This window comes from Arthrobacter crystallopoietes (assembly GCF_017603825.1).
Lineage (GTDB): Bacteria > Actinomycetota > Actinomycetes > Actinomycetales > Micrococcaceae > Crystallibacter > Crystallibacter crystallopoietes_B.
Genome location: NZ_CP072014.1, coordinates 2,237,710 through 2,263,547, shown reverse-complemented (window position 1 = coordinate 2,263,547; position 25,838 = coordinate 2,237,710). Strand labels below are relative to the sequence as shown.

The 25,838-nt window shown below is 66.3% G+C and carries 23 protein-coding genes and 1 pseudogene; 16 read left to right on the top strand and 8 right to left on the bottom strand.

Annotated elements, in window-relative coordinates; all coding sequences use genetic code 11:
• Window positions 1-138: 138 nt before the first annotated feature.
• Window positions 139-645, bottom strand: a pseudogene (locus J5251_RS10505) (GtrA family protein); the annotation flags it as partial.
• Between the two features lie 172 nt (window positions 646-817).
• Between J5251_RS10505 and J5251_RS10500 the strand changes: the two are divergent.
• The 5 genes from J5251_RS10500 to J5251_RS10480 are packed head-to-tail and all read left to right on the top strand — an operon-like array spanning window position 818 to window position 6,606.
• The gene (locus tag J5251_RS10500) at window positions 818-2,011 is read left to right on the top strand and encodes a 5-(carboxyamino)imidazole ribonucleotide synthase (protein ID WP_208573917.1); all 1,194 of its coding nucleotides are present in this window, start codon (window positions 818-820) and stop codon (window positions 2,009-2,011) included.
• Window positions 2,008-2,520, top strand: a complete 513-nt coding sequence (purE, locus tag J5251_RS10495) for a 5-(carboxyamino)imidazole ribonucleotide mutase (protein WP_074699217.1) — start codon at window positions 2,008-2,010, stop codon at window positions 2,518-2,520. The genes J5251_RS10500 and purE overlap by 4 nt, the downstream gene beginning before the upstream one ends.
• A complete protein-coding gene (locus J5251_RS10490) occupies window positions 2,517-4,193 on the top strand; it encodes an LCP family protein (RefSeq protein ID WP_208573916.1) in 1,677 nt (558 codons plus the stop codon). Before purE ends, J5251_RS10490 begins: the two co-directional genes overlap by 4 nt.
• 56 nt (window positions 4,194-4,249) lie before the next feature.
• Window positions 4,250-5,524 (top strand): mannose-6-phosphate isomerase, class I, encoded by a 1,275-nt coding sequence (manA, locus tag J5251_RS10485; protein ID WP_208573915.1) that lies wholly within the window; start codon window positions 4,250-4,252, stop codon window positions 5,522-5,524.
• Between the two features lie 32 nt (window positions 5,525-5,556).
• Window positions 5,557-6,606, top strand: a complete 1,050-nt coding sequence (locus tag J5251_RS10480; protein WP_208573914.1) for a lipid II:glycine glycyltransferase FemX — start codon at window positions 5,557-5,559, stop codon at window positions 6,604-6,606.
• Between the two features lie 236 nt (window positions 6,607-6,842).
• On the opposite strand, the gene glpX is transcribed toward J5251_RS10480, so the two are convergent.
• Complete coding sequence (gene glpX, locus J5251_RS10475) at window positions 6,843-7,880, bottom strand: class II fructose-bisphosphatase (protein ID WP_139005217.1); 1,038 nt, start codon at window positions 7,878-7,880, stop codon at window positions 6,843-6,845.
• A 196-nt stretch (window positions 7,881-8,076) separates the two neighbouring features.
• On the opposite strand from glpX, the gene J5251_RS10470 reads away from it, so the two are divergent.
• The 5 genes from J5251_RS10470 to J5251_RS10450 all read left to right on the top strand — a co-directional run bounded on the left by J5251_RS10470 (window position 8,077) and on the right by J5251_RS10450 (window position 13,463).
• Complete coding sequence (locus tag J5251_RS10470; RefSeq protein WP_208573913.1) at window positions 8,077-8,688, top strand: DUF4245 domain-containing protein; 612 nt, start codon at window positions 8,077-8,079, stop codon at window positions 8,686-8,688.
• A 60-nt stretch (window positions 8,689-8,748) separates the two neighbouring features.
• Window positions 8,749-9,363, top strand: coding sequence for a carbonic anhydrase (locus J5251_RS10465; RefSeq protein WP_208573912.1), 615 nt, complete (start codon window positions 8,749-8,751; stop codon window positions 9,361-9,363).
• A gap of 22 nt (window positions 9,364-9,385) precedes the next feature.
• The gene (locus tag J5251_RS10460; RefSeq protein WP_208573911.1) at window positions 9,386-10,816 is read left to right on the top strand and encodes a class II fumarate hydratase; all 1,431 of its coding nucleotides are present in this window, start codon (window positions 9,386-9,388) and stop codon (window positions 10,814-10,816) included.
• Between the two features lie 208 nt (window positions 10,817-11,024).
• Window positions 11,025-11,678 (top strand): TetR/AcrR family transcriptional regulator, encoded by a 654-nt coding sequence (locus J5251_RS10455; protein WP_208573910.1) that lies wholly within the window; start codon window positions 11,025-11,027, stop codon window positions 11,676-11,678.
• A 60-nt stretch (window positions 11,679-11,738) separates the two neighbouring features.
• Entirely contained in the window at window positions 11,739-13,463 is a 1,725-nt protein-coding gene (locus J5251_RS10450) for an MDR family MFS transporter (RefSeq protein ID WP_208573909.1), read from the top strand.
• Window positions 13,464-13,513: 50 nt separating this feature from the next.
• Here the strand turns inward: J5251_RS10450 and J5251_RS10445 are convergent, their stop codons facing one another.
• Both J5251_RS10445 and J5251_RS10440 read right to left on the bottom strand, forming a co-directional pair.
• A complete protein-coding gene (locus J5251_RS10445; RefSeq protein ID WP_139005211.1) occupies window positions 13,514-13,984 on the bottom strand; it encodes an NUDIX hydrolase in 471 nt (156 codons plus the stop codon).
• Window positions 13,985-13,994: 10 nt separating this feature from the next.
• Complete coding sequence (locus tag J5251_RS10440) at window positions 13,995-14,507, bottom strand: prepilin peptidase (protein ID WP_139005210.1); 513 nt, start codon at window positions 14,505-14,507, stop codon at window positions 13,995-13,997.
• Between the two features lie 60 nt (window positions 14,508-14,567).
• On the opposite strand from J5251_RS10440, the gene J5251_RS10435 reads away from it, so the two are divergent.
• The 5 genes from J5251_RS10435 (at window position 14,568) to J5251_RS10415 (ending at window position 19,920) form a co-directional block, all read left to right on the top strand.
• Window positions 14,568-15,416: a hypothetical protein gene (locus J5251_RS10435; RefSeq protein WP_208573908.1), complete on the top strand. Its 849-nt coding sequence runs from the start codon at window positions 14,568-14,570 to the stop codon at window positions 15,414-15,416.
• Window positions 15,417-15,793: 377 nt separating this feature from the next.
• Window positions 15,794-16,735, top strand: coding sequence for an AfsR/SARP family transcriptional regulator (locus tag J5251_RS10430; RefSeq protein WP_240793059.1), 942 nt, complete (start codon window positions 15,794-15,796; stop codon window positions 16,733-16,735).
• Window positions 16,736-16,926: 191 nt separating this feature from the next.
• Window positions 16,927-17,592: a response regulator gene (locus J5251_RS10425; RefSeq protein WP_139005208.1), complete on the top strand. Its 666-nt coding sequence runs from the start codon at window positions 16,927-16,929 to the stop codon at window positions 17,590-17,592.
• A gap of 244 nt (window positions 17,593-17,836) precedes the next feature.
• A complete protein-coding gene (locus tag J5251_RS10420; protein WP_208573907.1) occupies window positions 17,837-19,177 on the top strand; it encodes a sensor histidine kinase in 1,341 nt (446 codons plus the stop codon).
• Between the two features lie 86 nt (window positions 19,178-19,263).
• On the top strand, window positions 19,264-19,920 hold the full coding sequence (locus tag J5251_RS10415; RefSeq protein ID WP_208573906.1) for a GNAT family N-acetyltransferase: 657 nt from the start codon (window positions 19,264-19,266) through the stop codon (window positions 19,918-19,920).
• 24 nt (window positions 19,921-19,944) lie between these two features.
• Here J5251_RS10415 and J5251_RS10410 read toward each other — a convergent pair whose 3' ends face one another.
• The gene (locus J5251_RS10410; protein ID WP_244250942.1) at window positions 19,945-21,351 is read right to left on the bottom strand and encodes a PhoH family protein; all 1,407 of its coding nucleotides are present in this window, start codon (window positions 21,349-21,351) and stop codon (window positions 19,945-19,947) included.
• 267 nt (window positions 21,352-21,618) lie between these two features.
• Window positions 21,619-22,380 (bottom strand): isoprenyl transferase, encoded by a 762-nt coding sequence (locus J5251_RS10405; RefSeq protein ID WP_139005205.1) that lies wholly within the window; start codon window positions 22,378-22,380, stop codon window positions 21,619-21,621.
• Between the two features lie 161 nt (window positions 22,381-22,541).
• Here J5251_RS10405 and trhA point away from each other — a divergent pair, with 161 nt between their 5' ends.
• Window positions 22,542-23,285: a PAQR family membrane homeostasis protein TrhA gene (gene trhA, locus J5251_RS10400; protein WP_208573905.1), complete on the top strand. Its 744-nt coding sequence runs from the start codon at window positions 22,542-22,544 to the stop codon at window positions 23,283-23,285.
• Here the strand turns inward: trhA and J5251_RS10395 are convergent.
• Both J5251_RS10395 and J5251_RS10390 read right to left on the bottom strand, forming a co-directional pair.
• The gene (locus J5251_RS10395; protein ID WP_208573904.1) at window positions 23,282-25,402 is read right to left on the bottom strand and encodes a thioredoxin domain-containing protein; all 2,121 of its coding nucleotides are present in this window, start codon (window positions 25,400-25,402) and stop codon (window positions 23,282-23,284) included. The two genes, trhA and J5251_RS10395, sit on opposite strands and share 4 nt — an antisense overlap.
• 6 nt (window positions 25,403-25,408) lie before the next feature.
• On the bottom strand, window positions 25,409-25,798 hold the full coding sequence (locus J5251_RS10390) for a hypothetical protein (protein WP_205676810.1): 390 nt from the start codon (window positions 25,796-25,798) through the stop codon (window positions 25,409-25,411).
• Window positions 25,799-25,838: the final 40 nt, after the last annotated feature.

Sequence of the window (25,838 nt, the reverse complement as noted above, 5' to 3'; positions counted from 1 at the left end):
GCGGGCCTGGCTGTCGAGTGACTGATCGTCAGAGCTGAATCCGCGACGCTCATTCTCGCTTGGGCTGATTCCACCGGTGGCGGTTCCGCCGCCTGCAGCTCCGCCGTGCCCGCGGCCGCCGCGTTCTTCAACGCGGTCATGCCCTGCACCGGCATGCTCGTGCTCGAAGATCTCGTGGTCGTGCGCAAACTCCGGCTCGGCATCCAGTTCGGCATTGAAGACCAGGAAGCGGTAGGCAAAGAAGCGCATGACCGTGGCGACCACGGTGCCGAAGATGCCGGCGATGAGCAGCTCGGTACGGCCTTCGATGTCCAGCGGGTACTTGGCGATCCAGACACACCCGGCCGAAATGAGCATGCCGATGACGTTAATCACTACAAACATGATCAGTTCGCGGACGGGGTTGGGCTGGCGCCGGTCGCGGAACGTCCAGTAGCGGTTGGCCACCCAGGAAAACAGTGTGGCCACCGACGCCGAAACCAGGCGCGCCTTGACCTCGCTGTCCGACATGGGGCCGTTGATCAGCCACCAGTAGAGGCCGTTGTCGATGACGAAAGCCACGCCGCCGACGGTCCCGAACTTCGCCACCTCCCGCCAGAACAGGGAGATCAGGCCCCGGATACGGTCGGCGATCGTTATCTGCATGAGCTTCAGCGGGATCCTTTTCCTCAACGGGCAGCACCGGATGGCACCGAGGCCCCATTCTAAGTCGGGCGGCTGAATGTTTCCTAGGACATCGGGCCGGGTCAGCGAAGGTTAGCAGTGCCGCACGGCCGGGGATAGGGCTATCGGGGATGTGGTTCGGTACGCTAACTACGTGACTTTCCCAGTAATTGGCGTTGTTGGCGGCGGCCAGCTAGCCCGCATGATGGCCCCCTGTGCAGTAGCCCTTGGCTTCGAACTCCGTGTCCTGGCCGAGGCAGAAGACGTCTCCGCGGTCGCGGCCGTGGCCAACGCTCCGGTCGGCGACTACAAGGATCTGGACACGCTGCGCCAGTTCGCCCAGGGCCTGGATGTGATGACCTTCGATCACGAACACGTCCCCACCGAGCACCTGCAGACCCTGATCGGCGAGGGCGTCAATGTCCAGCCGCAACCGGATGCCCTGATCCACGCACAGGACAAGCTCATCATGCGCGGCGTCGTCGAAAAGCTCGGCCTGCCCAACCCGGCCTGGGCAGCAGTTTCCACCGTCGAGGAGCTGGTCGCGTTCGGCGAGCAGACGGGCTGGCCTGTGGTGCTCAAGACTCCGCGCGGCGGCTATGACGGCAAGGGCGTGCGCATGATTGACGACGCCAGCGCTGCCGCGGCTGCCGCTGACTGGTTCACCGGGACACCGCTGCTGGCCGAGGACAAGGTGGATTTCAGCCGCGAGCTCTCCGCGCTGGTGGCCCGCACGCCTTCCGGCGAAGCCAAGCCCTGGCCGGTGGCCCACACCATCCAGGTGGACGGCGTCTGCGACGAGGTCATCGCCCCGGCCCAGGAACTTTCCGCCGAGGTGGCCGAGGCCGCCCAGCAGGCCGCGCTGCGCCTCGCCGAGGAGCTCGGAGTCACCGGCGTGATGGCCGCCGAACTGTTCGAGACCCCCGGCCAGGGCCAGGGCTTCGTCATCAACGAGCTGGCCATGCGCCCGCACAACACCGGCCACTGGACGATGGACGGCTGCGTGACCAGCCAGTTCGAGCAGCACCTGCGCGCGGTCCTGGACCTGCCGCTGGGCGATACGACGGCACTGGGCGCCGTCGTCGTTATGAAGAACTACCTGGGCGGAGCCAACACGGATCTGTTCGGCGCCTACCCGCAGGCGCTGGCGGCCGAACCGGACGTCAAGGTCCACGGCTACGGCAAGTCGGTGCGTCCGGGCCGCAAAATCGGACATGTTAATGTGGTGGGCCGGCACGCTTCGGACGTAGACGTGCTGCGCACCAAGGCCGCAAGGGTGGCCGCGATCATCCGCGACGGGGTAGACCCGCAGCGCGCCGGGGCAGACCCGCAGGAAGGCAACTTATGAGCGAAAACCCGATTGTCGGCGTCGTAATGGGCTCCGATTCGGACTGGCCCGTCATGCAGGCTGCAGCCGCGGCGCTGGAAGAATTCGGCATCCCGTACGAGGCCGATGTGGTCTCCGCGCACCGCATGCCCGAGGACATGATCCGCTACGGCAAGGAGGCCCAGGGCCGCGGGTTGCGCGCCATCATCGCCGGGGCCGGGGGCGCCGCGCACCTGCCGGGCATGCTGGCATCGGTCACCACACTGCCGGTCATCGGTGTCCCGGTGCCGCTGAAGATGCTGGACGGCATGGATTCGCTGCTGTCCATCGTGCAGATGCCCGCCGGTGTTCCCGTGGCCACCGTCTCGATCGGCGGTGCCCGCAACGCCGGGCTCCTGGCGGTCCGGATGCTGGCCGCCGGAACCGATGACCTTGCCGCCCGGCTGCAGCCGCAGCTGGCTGACTTCGCCGCTGAGCTGCGCCAAAGCGCGTACGACAAGGGTGAAGCCCTGCGGGCAAAATTGTCATGACGCCGCGCATCGCCCCACAGGACAGTCCGCGCCGCGGCAATCGCGGCGACGATGGCTACGGCGTCACCGATCCGGTCCGCTACCCGCAGAGCGCGCCCGCCCCGGTCCGGACCAAGCGCGCGTTCATCCTGCTGCTGCTGACTCTGTTCATCCCGGGCAGCGCGCAGCTGGTGGCGGGCAACCGCAATCTCGGCCACAAAGCGCTGCGGGTGACCTTTACCGTGTGGGCGCTGCTGATCGCCGCGGGCATCGTGGCCCTGGTGAATTGGCCGACGCTGGTCAACATCGCCACCCACCCCTGGGGCTCGCTGGTACTGGTCATCGTGCTGGCGGCGCTGGCGCTGTTCTGGGGGTTCCTGTTCCTGGACACGCTGCGGATCATCCGGCCCGGCCTGCTCGCGCCGGGCATGCGTCCCATTGTGGCGGTCTGCCTGGTGGCGCTGATGGCGCTGACCACCGGCACGCTGGGCTACGGCGCCTACCTGATGAACGTGGGACGCAGCACGCTGGGCACCATCTTCGAGACCCGCCCGGCTTTCGATCCGGTGGACGGGCGCTACAACTTCCTGCTGATGGGCGGCGACGCCGGGGCCGGCCGTGTGGGCCTGCGCCCGGACAGCATCCAGGTGGTGAGCGTGGACGCCAAGACCGGCCAGACCGTCATGTTCGGCATCCCGCGCAACTTCCAGAACGCCCCGTTCCCCGAGGACTCGCCGATGCATGCGGTCTACCCGGAGGGCTTCAACTGCGGCGACGAGTGCATCATCAACGCGCTCTACGTGGACGTGGAGCAGAACCATGCGGACCTCTACCCGGACGCCAAAAACCCGGGTGCCGAAGCCATGAAGGATGCGGTCAGCGGAATCCTCGGCATCGAAATCCAGGCTTACGCGCTGGTGGACATGGGCGGCTTCGAGGCCCTCGTGGACGCCATGGGCGGCATCACCGTGGACGCCGGCGGCTGGGTGCCCATCTCTGACCGCACCATCCCCGGCACCAACCAGCACTACCCGCCGAAGGGCTGGATCGCCCCCGGCGTGCAGGAGCTGGACGGCTACCACGCGCTTTGGTACGCCCGCTCGCGCGAATTCGCCACCGACTATGACCGCGTGCAGCGCCAGCAGTGCGTGATGTCCGCGATGGTCAAGCAGCTTGACCCTGCCACCGTGCTGACCCGCTTCCAGCAGCTGGCCTCCGCCGGCGAAGAGGTCGTGGAGACGGACATTCCCAGCGAACAGCTCGGCAGCTTCGTATCCCTGGCGGCGGACGCCAAGGGGCAGAAGATCAAGCGGCTGACCATCGGCCCGCCGGACTTCGGCACCCCCTCGGACAACTTCGTCACCTTCCCGGACTTCAGCCAGATCCACCCTCGTGTTCAGGAGATGTTCATCCAGGAAGAGGAGACTAAGGAAGCTGGCGGCGACGCGGGCTCCAAGCCGGACAGCGGTTCGGACTCCGGCGCCGGGGAAAACAACGACGGCGGCGCGGATTCGGGCGGCACCGCGGAGGACACTTCGGCTAACGACGGCGGCGCCGAAGCCGCCCCGGCCGAGACACCGGCTGAACAGACTCCGGAGATCACCGAGGAGTACCTGCAACAACTGGCCGTCATCGGCGACTCGGCAACGCTTTCGTCGATCGTGCGCGGGAACGGGGAATGCTCGGTGCCCTAGCATCGAAGACGCCGCACCAGCACGTTCAGGTACCTGCATAGAGAAGAGGCTCCACAATGTACCGGCTGACCAATGTTCTGCGGCCCTATGCCTGGGGATCGCCGATGGCGATTGCCGAGTTGTTCGGCCGCGAACCCTCAGGCAGTCCCGAGGCGGAGTTGTGGATCGGAGCCCACCCGGACTCGCCGTCGTCGGTCCATTTGCCCGACGGCGATGAGCAGCCCCTCACGGACTTCATAGACGACGGCCCCGGGTTGGCGCTCGGCCAGAACGCGCTCGCCCTGTTCGGCGCCAAGCTGCCGTTCCTGACCAAGGTCCTGGCCGCCGATGAGGCGCTCTCGCTGCAGGTCCACCCCACGCTGGAGCAGGCACGCCAGGGCTTCGCGGCCGAGAACGCCGCCAAGGTCCCGCTGTCATCCCCCGAACGCAGCTACCGCGACGACAACCACAAGCCGGAAATGCTCTTCGCCCTGACTGAGTTCCAGGCCCTGTGCGGCTTCCGGCACCCGCAGGATTCCGTCCGGTTTTTCCGTGGACTCCATGGCAAGCTCAGTGCCGCGGACGCGGACACCGCCCTGCTGGAACGGGTGATCAAGTCGCTCGAGGGCCCGGATGAATCCGCGGCCATCCGCGGCGCCTTCGTGACACTGCTCGAAGGCGGCGCCGAGTCCGCTGCCTTGGTCGACAACACGGCCGCGGTGCTGGCGGCCGTCCCCGAAGAGCAAACCGGGCCGGAATTCGCCGCGGTACGCTGGCTGGCCGAGCTCTACCCGCAGGACCCGGGCACGCTGATTTCGCTGCTGCTGAACCTGACCACGCTGCAGCCGGGCCAGGCCCTGAGCCTGCCGGCCGGCAATGTGCATGCCTACCTGCGCGGCCTCGGCATCGAGGTCATGGCCACCAGCGACAACGTGCTCCGCGGCGGGCTGACTCCCAAGCACATCAACATCCCCGAGCTGCTCAAGATCACGGATTTCCGCCCGATCGAACCTCCCCGGGTGGAACGGAAGCTGACGGACGCCGGCCAGGAACTCTACTGCCCGCCGTTCGCCGAGTTCCAGCTCCAGCGCATCGAGATTAACGACGGCGACACGCCCGTACCGCTGGCCCAGCATGGTCCCGTTGTGGTGCTGGCCGTCAGCGGCAGCGCACTGCTGGACTCGCCCGTTACGGATCTGACCCTGCACCGCGGAGATTCGGCGTTCATCCCGGCTTCGGAACAGCCCGTGCTGGTCCATCCGGTGCTCAACACGGACTCCCCCGCCGTCCTTTTCGCGGTCACCTGCGCAGGTAATGCCAGCGAATTCGCCGAGTTTTATGAAAGTCTATGAAGTTCAGTGAATCAACGAACGGATATCGACGCATGAGTTCCTCCATCCTGCAGTCCGCCGCCTGGGCCGAGTTCCAGCGCAGTCTCGGGAAGAAAGTCTTCGAGTCCACCGGGGACGGCTACTCCTTTCTGGCCATCCACGAGAAGACCCCGCTGGGCAGTTACCTCTACGTGCCGTACGGACCCGCCGCCGAGGACAAGCAGGCCCTGACCCGCGCGCTCGACGCCCTGGCCGCGCTGGCAAAGGCCGAGGGCGCCCACTACGTGCGCGTGGAACCGATCCACTCGGGTCTGGCCTCCGGCCCAGGCACCGACGCCGAGGCCGAGCTGGCAGGACTGGGACTCGTCAAGGCGCCCACCGACGTCCAGCCGCACCTGACTTGGATGGTGGATCTGACCCAGGACGAAGACAAGATCCTGGCCGACATGCGCAGCACCAGCCGGAACCTCTACCGGAATATCCACAAGAAGGGCGTGACCTTCGAGATCTCCACCGATCCGAAGGACATCTCCATCCTGCTGGGCTTCCTGCATGACGTGTCGGAGCGGGCCGACTTCAAGGCGCAGTCCGATGACTACCTCACCCGCGCCGCCGAGGCCCTGGTCCCGGCCGGCAATGCCAAGCTTTTCATCGCCAAGCTGGAGGGCACTCCGATCGCCGCGGCCCTGTCCTACGACACGGAGACTACGCGCGTCTACGCCCATGCGGCCGCCGACGACACCTACCGAAAGCTCAACGCGGGCATCCCGCTGGTGGTCACCATGATGATGGACGCCAAGGCCTCCGGCATGACCCGCTTCGATATGTGGGGCGTTTCCCCCGAGGACGAACCGGACCATGCCTGGGCCGGCTTCTCCCGCTTCAAGCGCTCGTTCGGCGGTTTCGAGGTGGCTTACCCGGGCTCCTGGGACCTGCCGGTCAACAAGCTGATGTACTCCGCCTACGGCCTGGCCCGCAAGCTGCGCGATACCGCAGTGCCGGCCCTGCACAAGGCACGCACCGGAGCCGGCCCCGTGCTGGAGAAGGCACGTTCCGCAGCCGGTCCGGCGCTGGACAAGGTGCGCGCCAAGCTCGGCCGCTGACTGCCGTCCGCTGACGGGGCTCCCGGCCCCTCAGCTCCTGCGCTGGGCGGCCGCTACCCCGCTAGCGACCCATGTTTAAAACGGCGCCAAAACATCGCTGCAGGTCAGCGCGTTGCTTGAAGCCTAAACTTGGACAGTTAGGCCTAAACGTGGGCAGATAAGCTCCGCCACCATAAGAAAACCCGCCCCGGCCTGAGCCGGAGCGGGTTTTCTGGGTGCGGGAGCGCCGTGGCAGCCTAGTGCTTGCGCTCGTAGCCTTCCCACTTGTCGGCGCGGTGCTCCCCGTCGATAAAGCGGATGGTGCCGGACTTGGAGCGCATCACGATGGACTGGGTGCGCACGGTGTTGGGCGCGTAGCGGACGCCGCGCAGCAGGTCGCCGTCGGTGATGCCGGTGGCGGCGAAGTAGCAGTTGTCGCTGGTGACGAGGTCATTGGTGGTCAGCACGCGGTCCAGGTCGTGGCCGGCGTCGATCGCCTTCTGCTTTTCCTCGTCGTTGGTGGGCCACAGCCGGCCCTGGATGACACCGCCGAGGGACTTGATGGCGCACGCCGTGACGATTCCCTCCGGGGTGCCGCCGATGCCCATCAGGACATCGATGCCCGTGCCTTCGCGGGCGGCCGCAATACCGCCGGCCACGTCGCCGTCCATGATGAAGCGGGTGCGGGCGCCGGCTGCGCGGATCTCTTCGACCATCGGCTTGTGGCGGTCGCGGTCCAGGATCATCACGTTGATCTGGTTGACCTTCTTGTTCTTGGCCTTGGCGATCAGGTGCAGGTTCTGCTTGATCGGCAGGCGCAGGTCCACCAGGTCCGCGGCCTCGGGACCGGTGACCAGCTTCTCCATATAGAACACGGCCGAGGGGTCGAACATGCTGCCACGCTCGGACACGGCCAGCACGGACAGCGCGTTGTTGATGCCCAGCGCGGTCAGGCGGGTGCCGTCGATCGGGTCCACGGCCACGTCCACCTCGGGACCGGAGCCGTCGCCGACCTTCTCGCCGTTGTAGAGCATGGGTGCTTCGTCTTTTTCACCCTCGCCGATCACCACAACACCGTTGAAGTGGACGGTGGAGAGGAAGGAACGCATGGCGTCCACGGCGGCGCCGTCTGCGGTGTTTTTGTCCCCGTAGCCAACCCAGTGGCCGCCGGCGATGGCGGCGGCTTCGGTCACGCGGACGAGCTCCAGGGCCAGGTTGCGGTCCGGCCCATCGTCGGCGACAGCCAGGGACGGGGAAAGCGTTGAATACTGGGCGGCCGGTGCGGCTTTGGACACGAGAACCTCATCTTCGAGTGGCTTGGGCGCAGTTCCGATCGGGACTGCATCGGTTTTCCTGTACTTCTGATCATAGTCGCCGGGGCGCCCGCCGACTCTGTGATGACAGGCACGTCCGACTTATCCAGCGCAGCCCAAACCCCTTCAAAGCACGACGGCGGTGCGAGGGTGCCGTAGTTTAAGAGACGATAGAGGGGTGAGTGAAGTACGCCCCGAAGATTCAGCCCAGCCTGCCGCAACCCCGGTTCTGACGGCAAAACAGGCCAAACGCGCTAATGCCACCGTGACCGGCATGCTGATTGCCCTGGGCCTGACCATCGCGATCTTCCTGCCGATCTTCTTCCTGAACCCGGCCAGTAAGTCCGAGGTTTACGAACGTAACATTGACGTTCCCGGCACGGCATCGCAGGCCGCGGCCACCGCAGGCTACGAGCCGCTGGCGCTCGAACTGCCGGAGCCATGGCGCGCCAACTACGCCCGCTGGAGCACCGGCGGCACCGGAGCAGTCCCCGCATGGGAGGTCGGCTACCTCACGCCCAAGGGCCAGCACATCGCCCTGACCCAGACGGACAAAGCCAATCCCACCTGGATCGCGCAGACAACCGACAACGCGCCCATCACGAGCGATCGCCAAGCCGGCGGGGAAAGCTGGGAACTGCGCGACCGCGGCGACGACCGCAAGCACCTGGTGCTGGAGCAGAACGGTTTCACCGTGATCCTCAGCGGCGGTGCGGACCTTGACGAGTTCGACACCCTCGGCACTGCCGTCGTGGAGGAGCTGGCCCAGAGCGAGCCGGCCGAAAAGTAACCGGCGTAATGCACTGCAACGGAACCACCCCCTCGGGCTCGGGTCAGTAAAGTAAGCAGGGTGACTACTGACCTCACCCCCGCATTGGCGTGGCAAAAGCTCCGCGAAGGCAATGAGCGCTTCGTTTCCGGCTCCTCGAACCACCCGAACCAGGACGCCTCCCGCCGCAGTTCGCTGGTCAACCAGCAGCATCCCTTCGCCGTAATATTCGGTTGCTCGGATTCCCGGCTGGCCGCCGAAATCATCTTCGATCTGGGCCTCGGCGACGCGTTCGTGGTCCGTACCGCCGGCCAGGTCATCGACGACGCGGTCCTCGGTTCGCTGGAGTACAGCGTCAGCCTGCTGGATGTCCCGCTGATCGTGGTGCTCGGCCACGACAGTTGCGGCGCGGTGACCGCCGCCAAACAGACCGTGGACACGGGCGAAATGCCTAAGGGATTCCTGCGTGACCTGGTCGAACGCATCACTCCCTCGGTCCTCGCCGCCCGGCGGAACGGCTTCGAGGAAGTCAACGACATAGTGGTCGAGCACGTGCAGCAGGTGGCGGAGCGGCTGGTGGACAGTTCGCGCGTCATCTCCGAGTCCGTCGACAAGGGCGAAGTTGCCGTCATCGGCGTCACCTACCGGCTCGCCGAAGGCCGGGCCGAGCTTGTCTCAGGATTTGGTGCGCTCTAACGCCGTGGGAGAAACTGAGGGCATGACTTCCACTACTGCCGACTCCGTTGAGTACCGCATTGAACACGACACCATGGGCGAGGTCCGCGTCCCGGTAAACGCTCTCTACCGCGCGCAGACCCAGCGTGCCGTCGAGAACTTCCCGATCTCCGGCAAGACGCTCGAGCGCGCACACATCGAGGCGCTGGCCCGGATCAAGAAGGCCGCCGCTACCGCCAACGCCGAACTCGGCGTGCTCGACGGCGAGCTGGCCAAGGCGATCGAAGCCGCTGCCGACGAGGTCGCCTCCGGCAAGTATGACGGCGACTTCCCCATCGATGTGTTCCAGACCGGTTCCGGCACGTCCTCGAACATGAACACCAACGAGGTCCTCGCCGAGCTGGCTTCGCGCTCGCTCAAGGAGTCCGGCAGCGACAAGGTGGTCCACCCCAACGACCACGTCAACGCCTCGCAGTCCTCCAACGACGTGTTCCCCACCTCGGTGCACGTTGCCGCCACGTCCGCACTGATCAATGACCTGATCCCGGCACTCGACTACCTGGCCGCTTCACTGGAGCGCAAGGCCGTGGAGTTCAAGGACGTCGTCAAGTCCGGCCGCACCCACCTGATGGACGCCACCCCGGTCACCCTGGGCCAGGAGTTCGGCGGCTACGCCGCGCAGGTCCGCTACGGCATCGAGCGCATCAACGCCTCGCTCCCCCGTGTCGCCGAGGTCCCGCTGGGCGGCACCGCCGTCGGCACCGGCATCAACACCCCCGCCGGCTTCTCCGCCCGCGTGATCGAGCTGCTCGCTGCCGACACCGGCCTGCCGCTGCTCGAGGCCCGCGACCACTTCGAGGCCCAGGCCAACCGCGACGGCCTGGTCGAAGCCTCCGGCCAGCTGCGCAACATCGCCTACTCGTTCATGAAGATCAACAACGATCTGCGCTGGATGGGCTCCGGCCCCAACACCGGTCTCGGCGAAATCGCCATCCCGGATCTGCAGCCCGGCTCCTCGATCATGCCCGGCAAGGTCAACCCGGTCATCTGCGAGGCCGCCATCATGGTTTCCGCCCAGGTCATCGGCAATGACACCACCATCGCCCTGTCCTCCACCAACGGCGCCTTCGAGCTGAACGTGGGCATCCCGGTCATGGCGGCCAACCTGCTCGAGTCCATCCGCCTGCTGACCAACACCAGCCGCGTCATGGCGGACAAGATGATCGACGGCCTGACCGCCAACGTGGAGCGCGCCCGCTTCCTGGCCGAGGCTTCGCCGTCCATCGTGACCCCGTTGAACAAGTACATCGGTTACGAGAACGCTGCCAAGATCGCCAAGCACGCGGTCAAGGAAGGCCTGACCGTCCGCGAGGCCGTCGTGGCCCTGGGCTTCCTCGAGCGCGGCGAACTGACCGAAGAGCAGCTGGACAAGGCCCTGGACGTACTTTCCATGACCACCCCGCCCCAGAAGTAAGCTCAAGCAAGCACAACAGATAGCGCCACCGGCGCAACCTGGCAGCGCCCCTGGTCCACACCGGACCGGGGGCGCTTTGCTGTGCCGCCTGACGCCCTATAGTGCTGCCCGACCCCCTGCTGTACTGTCGCGTGCTTCGCTCTTTCACTGCTGTTGTGGCGCATCCCACTAAATTGCACTATCACGCTAAAAGTGCAAAAATTTGACGGTGGCAGAGAGTACAAGGGACGACGGCGGCGGGAGACGCGAGCGCAAACGCGCGACAACGCGCATGGCCATCACCGACGCCGCGCGCTCCCTCACCGCCGCGCACGGCGTCAACGGATTTACCATCGAGCAACTCTGCGAAGACGTCGGCATCTCCCGACGCACGTTCTTCAACTACTTTCCTGGCAAAGAGGACGCCATCCTCGGCGACCCGATGGACCACATCCCGGAAGCGCTGGCGCGTGTGTTCGTCGAAGGTGGAGCCGGTTTTCCCGCCGACGAAATCTCGCCGACCATGCTGCCCGATTTCATCGAACTCGCCTGCGCCATGATGGACCGCCTGGCCATGAGCCGGGATGACGTCGTCCGGCTCCGGGAGGCCATCACGGCCGAACCTAAACTTCTGGACAAGGCCGTCCACGGGTCCCAGAAGGCCGAGGAAGCCTTCGCCCAACTGCTGGCAGCGCGGGAACGCCTGCTGCCTCAAGACCTGCGGATCCGGCTCGCCGTCGGCGTAATGACCGCCATCTCCAAGCAGGCCGGCGAAGAGTTTTTCGCGCCCTGGAACACCCGCAGCTACCGCGAGGTCCTGACCGATGCGGTAGACGCCGTCCGCGCAATCATCCACCCGGCAGCCCACACGACAACCACCTGACCGCCCAGTCGCCGCAGGCAACCCTGAGTCTGCAGCCACTATCCTCACCAAGGAACCTTCATGACCGCAACCGCTGCACGGACCGAGGGCCCGCTGCTGCTGACCCAGAAACGCATCTGGATCATCTTCTCCGCGCTGATCGCCGGCATGATGCTGGCCAGCCTTGACCAGACCATCGTCTCAACGGCGATGCCCACCATCGTCGGCCAGCTTGGCGGCGTGGAACACCAGACCTGGATTACCACGGCGTATCTGCTGGCCACCACGATCGTGATGCCGATCTACGGTAAGTTCGGCGACGTTATGGGCCGACGCAACCTGTTCCTCTTTGCCATCGCGCTGTTTACGCTGGCCTCGGTGGGCTGCGCGTTCGCCCCGGACTTCTGGACCTTTGTGGTCTTCCGCGCCATGCAGGGCCTGGGCGGCGGCGGCCTGATGATCCTCTCGCAGGCCATCATCGCCGACATCGTCCCGGCCAATGAACGCGGCAAGTACATGGGCCCGCTCGGCGGCATCTTCGGCCTTTCAGCCGTTGCCGGTCCTTTGCTCGGCGGCTACTTCGTGGACCATCTGACCTGGCAGTGGGCCTTCTACATCAACATTCCCATCGGCATTATTGCCTTCCTGATCGCCTACTTCGCGCTGACCTTGCCGAACAAGAAGGCTGAGAAACGAATCGACATTGCCGGCGTCGTACTGTTGTCCGCAGCCACCGCCTGCATGATCTTCTTCACCGACTTCGGTGGCCGCAACGACTACGGCTGGGGCGCCCCGCTGACCTGGCTCTTCGGTGCCGGGATGCTGCTCGCCGCCGTCGCGTTTGTCCTCGTGGAGCGCAAAGCCGAGGATCCGATCATCCCGCTGAGCTTGTTCAAGAACCCGATCTTCATCAACAGCACGGCCATCGGCTTCACCCTAGGCGTGGCCATGTTCGCCGCGCTGGCGTTTGTTCCGACGTTCCTGCAGATGTCCTCCGGCACTTCGGCCGCTGTCTCCGGCCTGCTGATGCTGCCGATGATGGTCGGCATGATGGGTACTTCCATCTGGTCCGGCCTGGCGATCACGAAGTCCGGCAAGTACAAGGCATACCCAATCGCCGGCAGCGCCGTGGTGATCGCCGCGATGCTGTGGATGACGACGCTCGAGGCAGCTACCCCGATCTGGGTCGTCTGCGCCCAGCTGTTCCTGTTCGGCGCCGGCCTCGGCCTGATCATGCAGGTAGTGGTCCTCGTGGTCCAGAACTCGGTCCCGGTGGACCAGATCGGCACCGCCACCAGCTCCAACAACTATTTCCGCGAGGTGGGGGCGGCCCTGGGCGTGGCGATCTTCGGCGCGATGTTCACCTCCCGCCTGTCGGAGTCGTTGACCGACGTGTTCACCGGCTCCGGAGCCTCGCCCGAAGCTGCGGCGAACGCCACGTCAACCCTTGAGCCGGCGGCAATGAGCCAACTGCCCCAGCAGGTCCAGGACGGCATCGTCACCGCCTACGCCGAGTCCCTTGCGCCGGTTTTCTGGTACCTGGTGCCCTTCCTGGTCATTGCCCTCGTGCTGGCCATCACCATGAAGCAGATCCCGCTCTCCGACGTGGCCGGCATGGTCGCCCGCGGCGAGGCGATCGGCGGCGAGGAAGCCGTGCGCCTGGAGGCCGAGCGGGAAGCCGCCCAGGCCGGGCGCAAGGATCCCGGCGCTTCCAAGGATCCCAACGACGACGCCGGGGATCTCGTCGACGCCGGAAACCGCGCGAGTGCGGGTTCATCTCCGGACAGCAGCGAGCCCAGCCGGTAACACGGGCCGGGCTCGCCGCCGGACGGCCTGCGGCCCAACGGCCAGCACGCTCAGCGCACGAATTCCGGCACGCCGTTAGCCCGCATGGCAGCTCTCAGCCGGGCACGGTGGTAGTCGGGCAGCTCCGGCAGGTCATCCAAGGCGAACCAGCCCACTTCGGAGGACTCGTCGTCGTTCACCCGTGCCTCACCCGAGACGTACCGGCAGCGGAAATTCAGTGTCAGGAACTGGGCCTGGTCGCCGTTGACGAACTCCATGGGACCGCCGGCGAACACCTCGGCCAGATGCTCCACTTCCGCCACCACGCCGGTTTCCTCGAACACTTCCCGGACGATCCCGACAGCGGGCTGTTCCCCCGGCTCCAGGATCCCGGTGATCAGCGTCCAGATGCCGTTATCCGCGCGCCGCCCTAGCAGCACCCGGTTGTTGTCATCCAGCACGACCGCGGTGGCGCCGGGCAGCCACAACAGGTCCTGGCCGATTTTTTCGCGCAGTTGCAGAATGAAGTCCGGTGTAGGCATGGTTCCAAGCCTATAAGCCGAGCGGGACCGCCACCGCCGCGAGGGCGCCGAGGATCATGAACGGGCCGAAGGGGATGTTGGACTTCAGGGTTCCGCGCCGGACCAGCAGCAGGGCCACGCCGTACAGGCTGCCCAGCAGGAACGCGGCGAAGGTCCCGCCCAGGAGGTGCCCCCAGCCGAAGTAGCCCAGATACAGCCCCAACACCCCGGCCAGCTTGACGTCACCGAACCCCATCCCTGAGGGGTATACGAAACGAACCGCGAAGTAGAAGATCCACAGCAACGCTCCCCCGGCGAGCAACCGCACCAGCCGGCCCGGCTCGCCCGCGGCGAGCGCCGCCGTCGTTAGCAGTATTCCCGCCACCCCGTAGGCCGGGAAGACGATGCGGTTGGGCAGCCGGTGGGTGCGCAGATCGATCCAGCTCAGCAGGGCGCCGGTAGCCACCAGGTAGACCGCGGCAACCAGCAGCGCGGCGAAAGCCAGCGGGTGGACGCTCCACAGCCGGGCCAGTTCCTGGATCATAGCTCCCAACGTACTTCACCGCCCGGCCCGCGGTGCAGTGTGAAGTCTTACACTGTGGATATGGATGCCGGGGAGATTCTGAACCGTGTCGACGATGTCTCTGCCGAGGGCGCGGAGCTTTTCCGCTGCCTGTGCCGGTCCTCGCCGTGGAAATGGGAAACGCTGCGCTTCGAAGTCTTCGCGCATGACCCCGCGGTACACGCCAACGACGACGCCGAAACCCCCGACACAGGCACCGCGACCAGTCCCACTACTGCCGACGACGGCACCGGCTCCGGGCTCCGCGCCTGGACCCGCCGACCGTCCGCCCTCCGGGTGGAGACGACGGATGGCCGGTTGCTCTTCAGCACCACGGGCATCAACGACTCCAAGGGCGGCTTCTACGTCAGCGCTACCCGCAAGTCCTGGTTGCTGCCGCCGCATCTGGTGACACCGGTGTACAACGACATCAACCTCGTCCGACGGCGACCGGAGGCCGCTTATGGTGAGCCGGTGTTCGGCAACGGGCGCTGGTCCGCGATGCTGGATCCGGTGGAGCTGGCAGGCAATGCACCCGTGTCGTTCGAAGTCCCCTACGCCAACGTCGTGGAAATACTCTCGCTTGCGGAAGTGGACTACAACGGCCGCAAGGCGCTCGAAGCCGTCGTCTCGCCGAACCGGACCTACAAGCCCTTTGACCCTGCGCACCCGCTGATCGGGCCGGGCCGCTCGCTGGTACGGATCGACTGGCAGACCGGTGTCTGCGTTTCCGCGGCGGCACTGGATGGGCCGGATGCCGGCAGCGGCCACACCCTCCGCATCCTTGGCGTCGACGAATACATGCTCGATGACCTTTTCGTTGAGGTCAGCATGAACCTGACCGATGTGCGCGAGCACATCCCTTGGCCGCTGCAACCGCACACCGCGTGACCGCACGCCTGGCAGGCACTGCCAGATCTTGGGGGGTCGCCTGCCGTACAGGCAGGCCCGGACCCCGGCTGTTGGGGGCGGGCAACCGGGGTCCGGGGTCTTACCAGGATGGCGCTCTCAGGCGCCGCACCCTGAGCCGGCGCCGGGCCATCCGTGGGCCGTTTGCAGGATCAAGGTGTAGAGCCACTCTCGCTGGACAGGCTTGGGAAAAACCTCGAAACGGGATGTGACGTACACCACCCCCAAAATTGGGGTAATGGACTAACCCCAATCAGGGCTGTTGCAGAATAGGGACGCACTGGAGGATGGAACCAGCATTCGTTGGGGGTGCTACCTACGAGGGGGACATCGTGGAGCAAATGTTAGCCGGGCATTGCATGCCCATTTCTGTTCGGATCATCGGTAATCTTCAAGTCCGCCGCGGCGACGCCGTTCTGACGGCAGCCACGCTGGGCGGTCCGAAGCCCAGGCAGATCTTCGAAATTCTGCTGTTGAAACTGGGTACTCCGGTTTCCAAAGACCGACTCGTTGAGCTGCTGTGGGGCGGCCGGCCTCCGGGCGAGGCCCTGGCCACACTCGAAAGCTACGTCAGCGTCCTGCGACGCAATCTGCAGCCAGGCTGCGCCAAGACCGGCCCGCTGCGTACCGCCAACGGCGGCTACCTGCTGGAACCGTCCCTGGTGGAACTCGACCTGGCTCGTTTCAATGACCTGGTGGACCTCGCTGAGCACAGCAGCCCGCAGCAGGCCTACGCCGCGCTGACGCAGGCGCTGAACTCCGGTTCCGGAACGTTGCTCAGCGACGAGCTCACCCCGGAATGGGCCGAAGACGCACGCGACCACCACACGGCCGCTGTAACCGCTGCCCAGATCCGGGCGGCCGAAATCGCCGCCGGCCTGGGGCAGGCACACGAAGCTGTCCAGTGGTCCGAACACGCGGTGGCATCGGAGCCGCTGAACGAACGGGCCTGGTCCGCATTGGTCACCAGCTTGGAAAGCGCCGGCCGTTACGCCGAAGGCCTGCAAGCCTACGACAAGTGCCGGCGGCTGCTGGACCGTGACCTCGGCTGCGCCCCTGGCCCCGCCCTCCGGGACGCGCACGTGCGGCTGCTGCAGAAAACCGCAGAGACCGACGGCGAACTGTCCGAGGTCCTGGAGGCTCTGCTGTACCTGAACGAGCGGATGCGTGCCCAGTCGTTGCGCGAGAGCGCGATGGCAGCGGCGAACTCGCGGACGCGCGGCTTCAGGACCGGCAGCAACCACGAATCGGCCAGCAGGGTCATCAATTCGTTCCTGAACAAAGCACTCGCGGTTAGCTGAGCACCAGGTCCGCACCGCTGACGGTGCGAGCGCGGCAACAGGCAGGCTGCGCCGTCGTCAAAGTCTGTAACAGACCCCTGGCGGCGGTGCAGAACCACGGTGCTGCCGCAAAGAAGCTATGTACAAGCGCACGCTGATAGAGCATACTCACTCTATGACCGTGTCGGGGGGCTTGGGTTGGGGACACTGCTATGACCGAAGAAAAAGCACGGGATATAGCCCGTGTTGTAGTTGTTGATGATCACACAACATTTGCGGAACTGTTGTCGGATGCGTTGGACCGGCAGGAAGATCTGGAGAACGCGGGCATCGCGGGCAGCGCCAAAGACGGCGTCGAACTGTGCCGCTCGCTGGAACCAGACGTGGTGGTGATGGATTACCACCTGCCGGATGGCAACGGGCTGGACGCTGCAGAGCAGATACTGGCGCACAATCCTTTGACGCGCGTTATCGTGCTCACAGGGGATCCGTCACCGGAAATCCTCGGACGTGCGGCCATCACCGGAATCTGCGGCTTCCTGCCGAAGGACGGCTCGCTGGCCACCTTGCTGGACACCCTGCGGCATGCCCGCACAGGTTCCCTGGTGATCCATCCGTCCCTGCTGGCGATCGCCAGCAGGGCTTCCACTTCCCAGCCCGCGGACACGCCGTCGCTGACCGAGCGGGAGCGTCAGGTACTGGGGCTGATGGCGGCCGGCCACGACGTGCGGGCCAACGCGAAGCATCTGGGCATCACGGAAAACACGTGCCGCGGCTATGTGAAATCCATCCTGGCCAAGCTGGACGCGCACACGCAGCTTGAAGCCGTGGCCGTCGCCGGACGTCTGGGGCTCCTGACGGCGGACAGGGATGGCTAGCCGGGCCCGCGGGGTAAGCGACGCAGCCTCCGCGGACGAGATCAGTGCTGAAGTCCCGTTCTCGGCGGAGTCCGCTTCGACAGAGTCCGCTCCGACAGAGTCCGCTCCGACGAAGTCCGCTTCGGCAGCGCCGCCATCACCAGCGCCCGCTTCCGTGAGCCCTGCTTCGGCAAGACCGTTTTCGCCCGAGCGCGTTACCGTTGCGCCCGCTTCCGGCCGCCGGACGAGAATACGGCGATGGCCATTGGCGGCGGCGGCCTTGGGCGCCACCGGCACGAATAACCCGGAGGCGCCCCATCTGGTTCCGGAGAACTCCGAGATGCGGCGGGCGATCTGGAAGTTCCTCATCGGCAGCCTGGCGACGCTGCTGATTGTGGTGGTTCCCGTGGTCATCGGCGCCAGCGCCATCTCACGCCAGCAAGCCATCGACCATGCGATCGAAAGAACCCAAAGCACGGCTGACTTCGCCGTGGCCCCGTTCATCGATGAGCGGTTGCTGGCCGGCGAGCCCGGTGCGCTGGACCGGCTGGACCGGCTGCTTCAGCCACGGTTTGAACGCCACCGCATACTGCGGATCAAGGTGTGGAGTTCCGATGGCCTCATCATCTACTCGGACGAACGCTCGCTGATCGGCCAGCAGTTCGATCTGCAGCCCTGGCAGCAGGAGCTTCTCGCCGGTAGCCACCCCGGCATCGCCCACTTCGAACCCCAGACCGGTTTTGAAAACACCTTCGAGAGCGGTCAGGGCGAGATGCTGGAAGTCTATGTAGCCACCGGGACCGCCGGCAGTGAGCCTGTGCTGTACGAGACGTACTACCAGCCCGACGAAGTGCGCGCCGACGAGCGGGAGATGATGCTCGGAATCCTGCCGCCGGTGCTCGGTGCCCTCGCAGTGCTCCAGCTCGTCCAGCTGGTCCCGGCTCTGCGGATGGCCCGCCGCCTGCAGCGGGACAGCGCCACGCGACGTCAGCTGCTCCAGCGCGCCATCGAATCCTCTGAACTTGAACGCCAGAGGCTCGCCCGCGACCTGCACGATGATGTCATCCAGGATCTGTCCGGCGTGGCCTACGCGCTGGAGTCCTTCGAACTGCAGGACCAGCCGCCGTCCAAGGAGTTCCTCGCCCGGACCCGGGCGCTGGTCCAAGACAACATCAGCGCTCTGCGCGGCATCACCACCGAGCTGTACCCGCCGGATCTTGCCGACCTGGGTCTGGCCGGCGCCCTTGAACGCCTCGGTGATCCGGTCCGTGCCCGCGGGCTCGAGTGGCACCTGCGGGTCGTCGGCGACCCCGCACCGGACGCGCAGCAGGCGGCCCTGCTGTACCGTGCGGCACGCGAAGCCATCACCAATGCCATCAAACATGCCCGTGCCAGCGTGATCAGCGTCGAACTCAGCCTAAGCGGTGACCGGCTCCAGCTGGCGGTGTACGACGACGGCGAAGGCTTCGAGCGGGCGGCCGGAGCCCCGGAAGGCCACCTTGGACTGCAGATCCTGCAGGACACCGTGTCGGCCGCCGGTGGGCGTCTGGATCTGCGCACCGCTCCGAGGCAGGGTACCGAGGTCCTGGTCAGCCTGCCCGTCTAAGCCGGCCGCCTCCCGTCTGAATGGGCAGCCTGGACACCTGGCGGAACTGGGCGGCCGCGGAAGGACCGGTGTGGTAGACAAGACCAATGACGCAGCTGACCGATATCTGGCCCGTGCTCGGCCTGACTCTGACCACGCCTCGGCTGCAGCTGCGTCCGGTTGCCGATGAGCACATCCCGGCGATGGTCGACGCGGTGTTGAGCGGGATCCATGATCCGGATGTCTCGCCCTTCTCCTTCCCCTGGACAGATGCGCCGCGCGAGGAGCTGCCGCGCACTACTGCTGCGCATGTCTGGCACCAGCGGGCCAAGACCACGGCCGGCAGCTGGTCGCTGCTGTTCGGCGTCTGGCAGGGGGACGATTTTGCCGGCTGCCAGGAACTGCTGGCCACCAGCTTCGCCGAAACCCGGACCGTGAGCACGGGTTCGTGGCTCAAGCAGTCCGCGCAAGGGCAAGGGCTCGGCAAGGAGATGCGCAGCGCCGTCGTTCTTTATGCCTTTGATTTCCTCGGCGCCGAGGTGGCCGAGTCGGAGGCCTTCGACTTCAACACCGCGTCCCTGGGTGTCTCCCGGTCGCTGGGTTATGAGCCCAACGGCGTCTGGCGGCATTCCTCCGGCCGGGACCACGTGCGCACCATGCAGCGCATGCGACTGACACCGGATCTATTCCGCCGCCCGGATTGGAGTCTGGAGACAGCGGGCCACCGCGCGGCGGCCCGCTTCCTCGGACTCGAAGACGCCTGACACGGCGGCCTCGCAGGTACTCCCCTAGATCTCCGCCCCTTCCAGCAGTTCCGTGACCAGCGCCGCGATCGGCGAGCGCTCGGACCTGGTCAGCGTGATGTGGGCGAAGAGCGGGTGGCCCTTGAGCGTCTCCACCACAGCGGCGATGCCGTCGTGGCGGCCAACCCGCAGATTGTCGCGCTGGGCCACATCGTGGGTGAGGACGATCTTGGAGTTTTGCCCGATCCGGCTCATCACCGTGAGCAGGACGTTCTTCTCCAGCGACTGGGCCTCGTCCACTATCACGTACGAGTCATGCAGCGAGCGTCCCCGGATGTGCGTCAGCGGCAGCACCTCCAGCATGCCGCGGTCCATCACTTCCTCCACCACCTCGGTGGAAACCAGGGCACCGAGCGTGTCGAAGACAGCCTGCGCCCACGGGTTCATCTTTTCCGACTCGGAACCGGGCAGGTAACCCAGTTCCTGGCCACCCACCGCATACAGCGGCCGGAACACCACGACCTTGCGGTGCTCGCGCCGCTCCAGCACCGCCTCCAGCCCGGCGCAGAGCGCCAGCGCCGACTTGCCGGTTCCGGCCCGCCCGCCCAAAGAGACAATGCCGACCTCCGGGTCCATCAGCAGGTCGATCGCCAGCCGCTGCTCCGCGGACCGGCCGTGCAGCCCGAAGACGTCACGGTCCCCCTTGACCAGCCGGACCTGCTTGTCCGCCCCCACCCGGCCGAGCGCCGAACCGCGGTTGGAGAGCATGACTAGGCCGGTGTTGGCCGGCATTTCCGCGGCCGCCGGAATGAACACCGGTTCATGGTTGTAGAGGTTGTTGACGTCGTCTTCGAGCACGTCCAGCTCGGCCACCCCGGTCCAGCCGGAGTCCTTGACCAGCTCGTTGCGGTACTCGTCCGCCTGCAGCCCCATGGCCGACGCCTTGACGCGCATCGGCAGGTCCTTGGAGACCACAGTGACGTTCTTGCCTTCGTCCGCCAGGTTCTTGGCCACCGCCAGGATCCGGCTGTCATTGTCCCCGCCCCGGAAACCCGCCGGCAGCACTTCGGGGGAAATGTGGTTCAGCTCCACGCGCAGCGATCCGCCCTCTTCCCCAAGTGGGATCGCCGTATTGAGCCCGCCGTGTTCAATCCGCAGATCATCCAGCAGCCGCAGCGCCTTGCGGGCGAAGTAGCCCAGCTCGGGGTCGTGCCGCTTACCTTCCAGCTCGGTAATGACCACTACCGGCAGGATGACTTCATGTTCGGCAAAGCGCATCAGCGCCCGCGGATCGGACAGCAGAACGGAGGTGTCCAGCACAAAGGACTGCGCAGGTTCCGGTGTTCCGCCGGCCGGTTCTGCCGCCGTCCGGGCAGCAACAGAAAGACCGTCCGCCGCAGCAGAAACATCTGTTTCGTTTGCCTGGCGTCCGGTCTCGGCGACTTGACTCATGTTCTCAGTGGTGGCCACTTTAGCTCCCGTCCGGAGCGCTGGCGCTCCGAATGATCTGGGTCAGGGTGAGACGGTCCGGCCACCTGGCCGTTACCGGCCTCCCCCGCTGCTTCGTGAAAAGCGGCATATGGTGGCCTCCCGATCAATCTGCGGTCTTGCTGACTGATAGGTCAAAACTACGCCCCTGTTATTTACCGCACAACTACTTGGGGCAACCTGGTGGATAACTCAAAGTGAACGAACGACGACGGCGCGCGGCCGGCTTGTTTATGCGCCGAAACGGCGCTGCCGGCTCGCGTAGTCGCGCAGTGCGCGCAGGAAATCCAGGCGCCGGAAATCGGGCCAGAGTGCCTCGCAGAAGTAGAACTCGCTGTAGGCGCTCTGCCACATCAGGAAGCCCGAAAGCCGCTGTTCGCCGGAGGTACGGATGACCAGATCAGGGTCCGGCAGCCCGCGCGTGTAGAGGTAGCGGGAGATGTCATCCACATCGAGCCCGTCCGCCACGGTGTTCAGGTCCCGGCCGTCCCGGGCCGCGGTGTAGAGCAGGCCCTTGACCGCGTCCACAATCTCCTGGCGGCCACCGTAGCCGATGGCAACATTGACGTGTACGCCGTCGACGTCCTTGGTTTGTTCCGCCAGCCGGCAGACCTTGTCGCTGAGGTATTCCGGCAGCGTTTCGAGCGCGCCGACCGGGCTCACCCGGACGTTCTTCCCCTCGCCGAGCCGGTCCAGGGTGTTGGCGATGATCCCCATGAGCTGTTCCAGTTCCTCACCGGAACGGTTCATGTTGTCGGTGGAGAGCATGTAGAGGGTCACGACTTTGACCCCGAGCTCATCGCACCAGCCGAGGAACTCGAGAATCTTCTCCGCACCGGCCTGATGGCCTTCGCGCGTGGGGGTGCCGGCGAGCTTGGCCCAGCGGCGGTTGCCGTCCACGACGACGCCGATGTGGCCTGGAATCCGCTCCTGTGCCAAGGTTCGCTGGAGCTTGCGTTCGTAGAGGCGGTACACCACAGCCGGAAGTCTCAACTGTGCACCCGCCCTTTCCTCGTCAGCAACCAACGGAGAAAATACTATCGCTTCCGCTGCCGGTCCACGTTCCAGGTTGCCTGCGGCGGGGCTTTCATGCAGCGGCAATGCTGCTCCACGTGGCGGCGAGGTGACACATCCCACTGGAATAGAATGCGCATATGACTCCTCGCGGTACCTTGCCTCCCGACTCCTACGACCGGGATCCGGAACAAAACGACAGACCCCTCGAGTCTGCCGTCGAAGAAGTCGCCGATGCGCTGAACATCAAGCCCAAGCTTCGCGGCTGGCTGCACGCCGGAGCCACGCCGCTCGCGTTGATCGCAGGCATCATCCTGGTTAGCATGGCGCCCACATCGGCCGGGAAGCTGACCTCCGCCATCTACGCTGTGACGGGCCTACTGCTGTTCGGTGTCAGCGCCGTCTACCACCGGGGCAACTGGGAGCCGAAGACCAAGCTGATCCTCAAGCGGATGGACCATACCAACATCATGCTGGTCATCGCCGGCTCCTACACCCCGCTGGCCTGGGCATTGCTGGAACGGCCCAAGGCCACGCTGCTGCTGTGGCTGATCTGGTGCGCAGCCCTCGCCGGGGTCGCCTTCCGGGTGCTGTGGCCACATGCGCCCCGCTGGCTCTATGTGCCGGTCTACATCGGCCTTGGTCTGGCCGCGCTTTTCTATCTCCCGGACTTCTACGCCGCGGACCCCACCGCCGCCATCCTCATCTGTGTGGGCGGTGCCTTCTATATTGCCGGCGCGGTGTTCTACGGTTTGAAGAAGCCGAACCTTTCGGCCGCGTGGTTCGGCTTCCATGAACTGTTCCACGCGTTCACTGTGGTCGGCTTCAGCTGCCACTTCGCCGCCATCATGATGGCCGTCATGGGCAACGGCGCCGCTTCCTAGCCGGCGAGTTCCGCGACGAGCTCCTCCGCCGTGCCGACCGGCCGGCGGCACACCATGCCCCGGCACACGTAAGCCAGGGCGCCCTCCGCGGGCGCCGGCCGATCCACCAGCAGCGGCACAACGGTTTCTGCCCCGGCGGCTCCCCCGCTCCGGCCAGTCCCGCCAGTTCCCCCGCTTCCCCGGGCGACCACCATGCCCGGCTGCCCGGTCTTTCGTGCGGCCCGCACCAGTTCAGCTACCGCATCCGTCTCCCCCACGACGGCAAGTTCCACCGGTCCGGCGAGCATGGCCTGGGCCACGGCCATGCCCCAGCCTGCCGCCCGCGGCACTTGGGGAGCGGCTCGTTCGAGGTACCGCAACAGGTTCTCCGCCAGCCTGCGGTGCCCGGTCGATCCGCTATAGGCGGCATAGGTCAGCAGCACTCCGGCGAAAAGATTGGCCCCGCTCGGGGTGGCGCTTTCCAGTGGATCCGCCGCACCTCGCTCCCCTGCGGCCGCCGAGAGCTGTGCAGGACGGGCCGCGGAATCGCCGAGCACGCCGTCGCGCAGGAAAAGCTCGCGGGTCCGCAACACCAAATCCTCTGCAGCCCGGTACCAGCGTTCCGCTCCCGTGACCGCGTACAGCGCGAAGAAGCCTTCGGCGCAGCCCGCGTAATCTTCCAGCAGCCCCTCGATGCCCTGCGCCGCGCCGTCGTGCGATACCCGGGCCAGCCGTCCGCCGTCGTCAAAGTGAACCCGGAGCAGGTAGTCCGCCGCGGCCTCGGCCGCAGCCAGCAGGTCGGACCGGTCCAGCAGTTCGGCCGTTTCGGCCAGGGCTGCGATCGCCAGCCCGTTCCAGCCGGCGACGATCTTCTCGTCCCGGGCCGGCTGCGGACGGCGGTTGCGCACCTCCAGCAGCGCCGGTTTGAGCGCGTTCCACCGCTTGCGTTCCGCCGGGTCCAGCCTGCGTCCGGGATGCAGCGGCGAGCCCGTTTCGCTGACCGTGCCCCGGACGCCGACGTTCATGGTTTCCGCCGCCCAGGCCCCGTCCGCGCCGAGGACGTCCTCGAGCTCGGCCATCGACCAAAGATAGGTGGCGCCCTCGTGGTGCACCCCGTCCACTACCGTGTCCGCGTCCAGCGACGAGGCGAACCCGCCGCCGGGCAGGCCGAGCCGCGCCACCATCCAGTCCGCCGTCTGCGACGCTACCGCGGCGGCCAGCTCCCGGTCCGGCCCCCGCCCGGACTGCATCGCCCACTGCGCATAGGCCCGCAGCAACTGCACGTTGTCGTACAGCATTTTCTCGAAGTGCGGCACCGACCACTGCCGGTCCACGGCGTAGCGGGCAAAGCCGCCGTCCAGCTGGTCGTAGAGCGCCGAGCCGGCCATGGTTTCCAGCGTCCGCCCAGCGAGCTCGTCCGCCAATCCCGCCGTGGAACTGCCGCCGGCCGCGTGCCGGAGCAGGAACTGCACAACCGACGACGGCGGGAATTTAGGCGCATCGCCAAAGCCGCCGAACTGCCGGTCTTCCTGCTGCGCCAGCAGCCGGACCGCCTGCTCAAGGTGGGCCGGCAGTTGTCCGGTCCATCCGCCGTCGGGCACCTGGACCAGGTCTCCCAGCAGCTGCCGGTTGCCGTCTTCGGCCCGTTCCAGCGCCTCCGCCAGCGCCGCGGCGCTTTCCTCGACGCCGCTGCGCCGCTCTGCCCAGGCCTCCGAGACCGCGGCGAGGACCTGCCTGAAGGAGGGCATGCCGGACACCGGCCGCGGCGGGTAGTACGTGCCCGCGTAGAACGCGCGGCCATCCGGCAGGGCGAAAACGCTCATCGGCCAGCCGCCCTGGCCGGTCACCGCCTGCGTCGCCGCCATGTAGACGGAGTCAACATCGGGGCGCTCTTCCCGATCCACCTTGATGCTGACGAAGTGTTCGTTCAGGTCCTCCGCGGTGGCCTGATCCTCGAAGGATTCGTGCGCCATGACGTGGCACCAGTGGCAGGCTGCGTAGCCGATGGAAATGAAAACAGGCACGTCGCGCAGACGTGCCTGTTCAAAAGCCTGGTCGCCGAACGGCCACCAGTCCACCGGGTTGCCGGCATGCTGGCGCAGGTAGGCCGAGGCCTCGCTGCGCAGTCTGCCGGCCATGATCAGCTACCCCACGCGATCCGGGCCGGACTTGTCCCCGCGGGATTCATCCGGACGCTTGCTGCCGGTGATCCTTTCGTCGAGCCCGTCCTGCAGCCGGAACTCGCGTCCCGTGTCCGCAGCCGAGCCACGCGGCCGGCCTTCGCCGTCGTCGTTCTGGTCTGCTGCCTTCCGCTCCGCTGCGTCGAGCACGGCGGCTTCCTCTACCTGCTGGCGGTAACGCACCCGCCGGATCCGCCGGGCCATATCCCAGATCAGCAGGATGATGGCGGCAGCCAGGAAGAAAGTGGCGAAAAAGCCCCAGGCACCGGGTGTGACCTGGTCGGGGTCAAGGCCCGGACGCAGCGAGGGCTCGTCGTTCGGGGCTGCGGCGGCAAATACGTGCAACAGGTGCAAAGGTCAGTCTCTTTCTGGCAGAACCCGGGACATGTTCCCC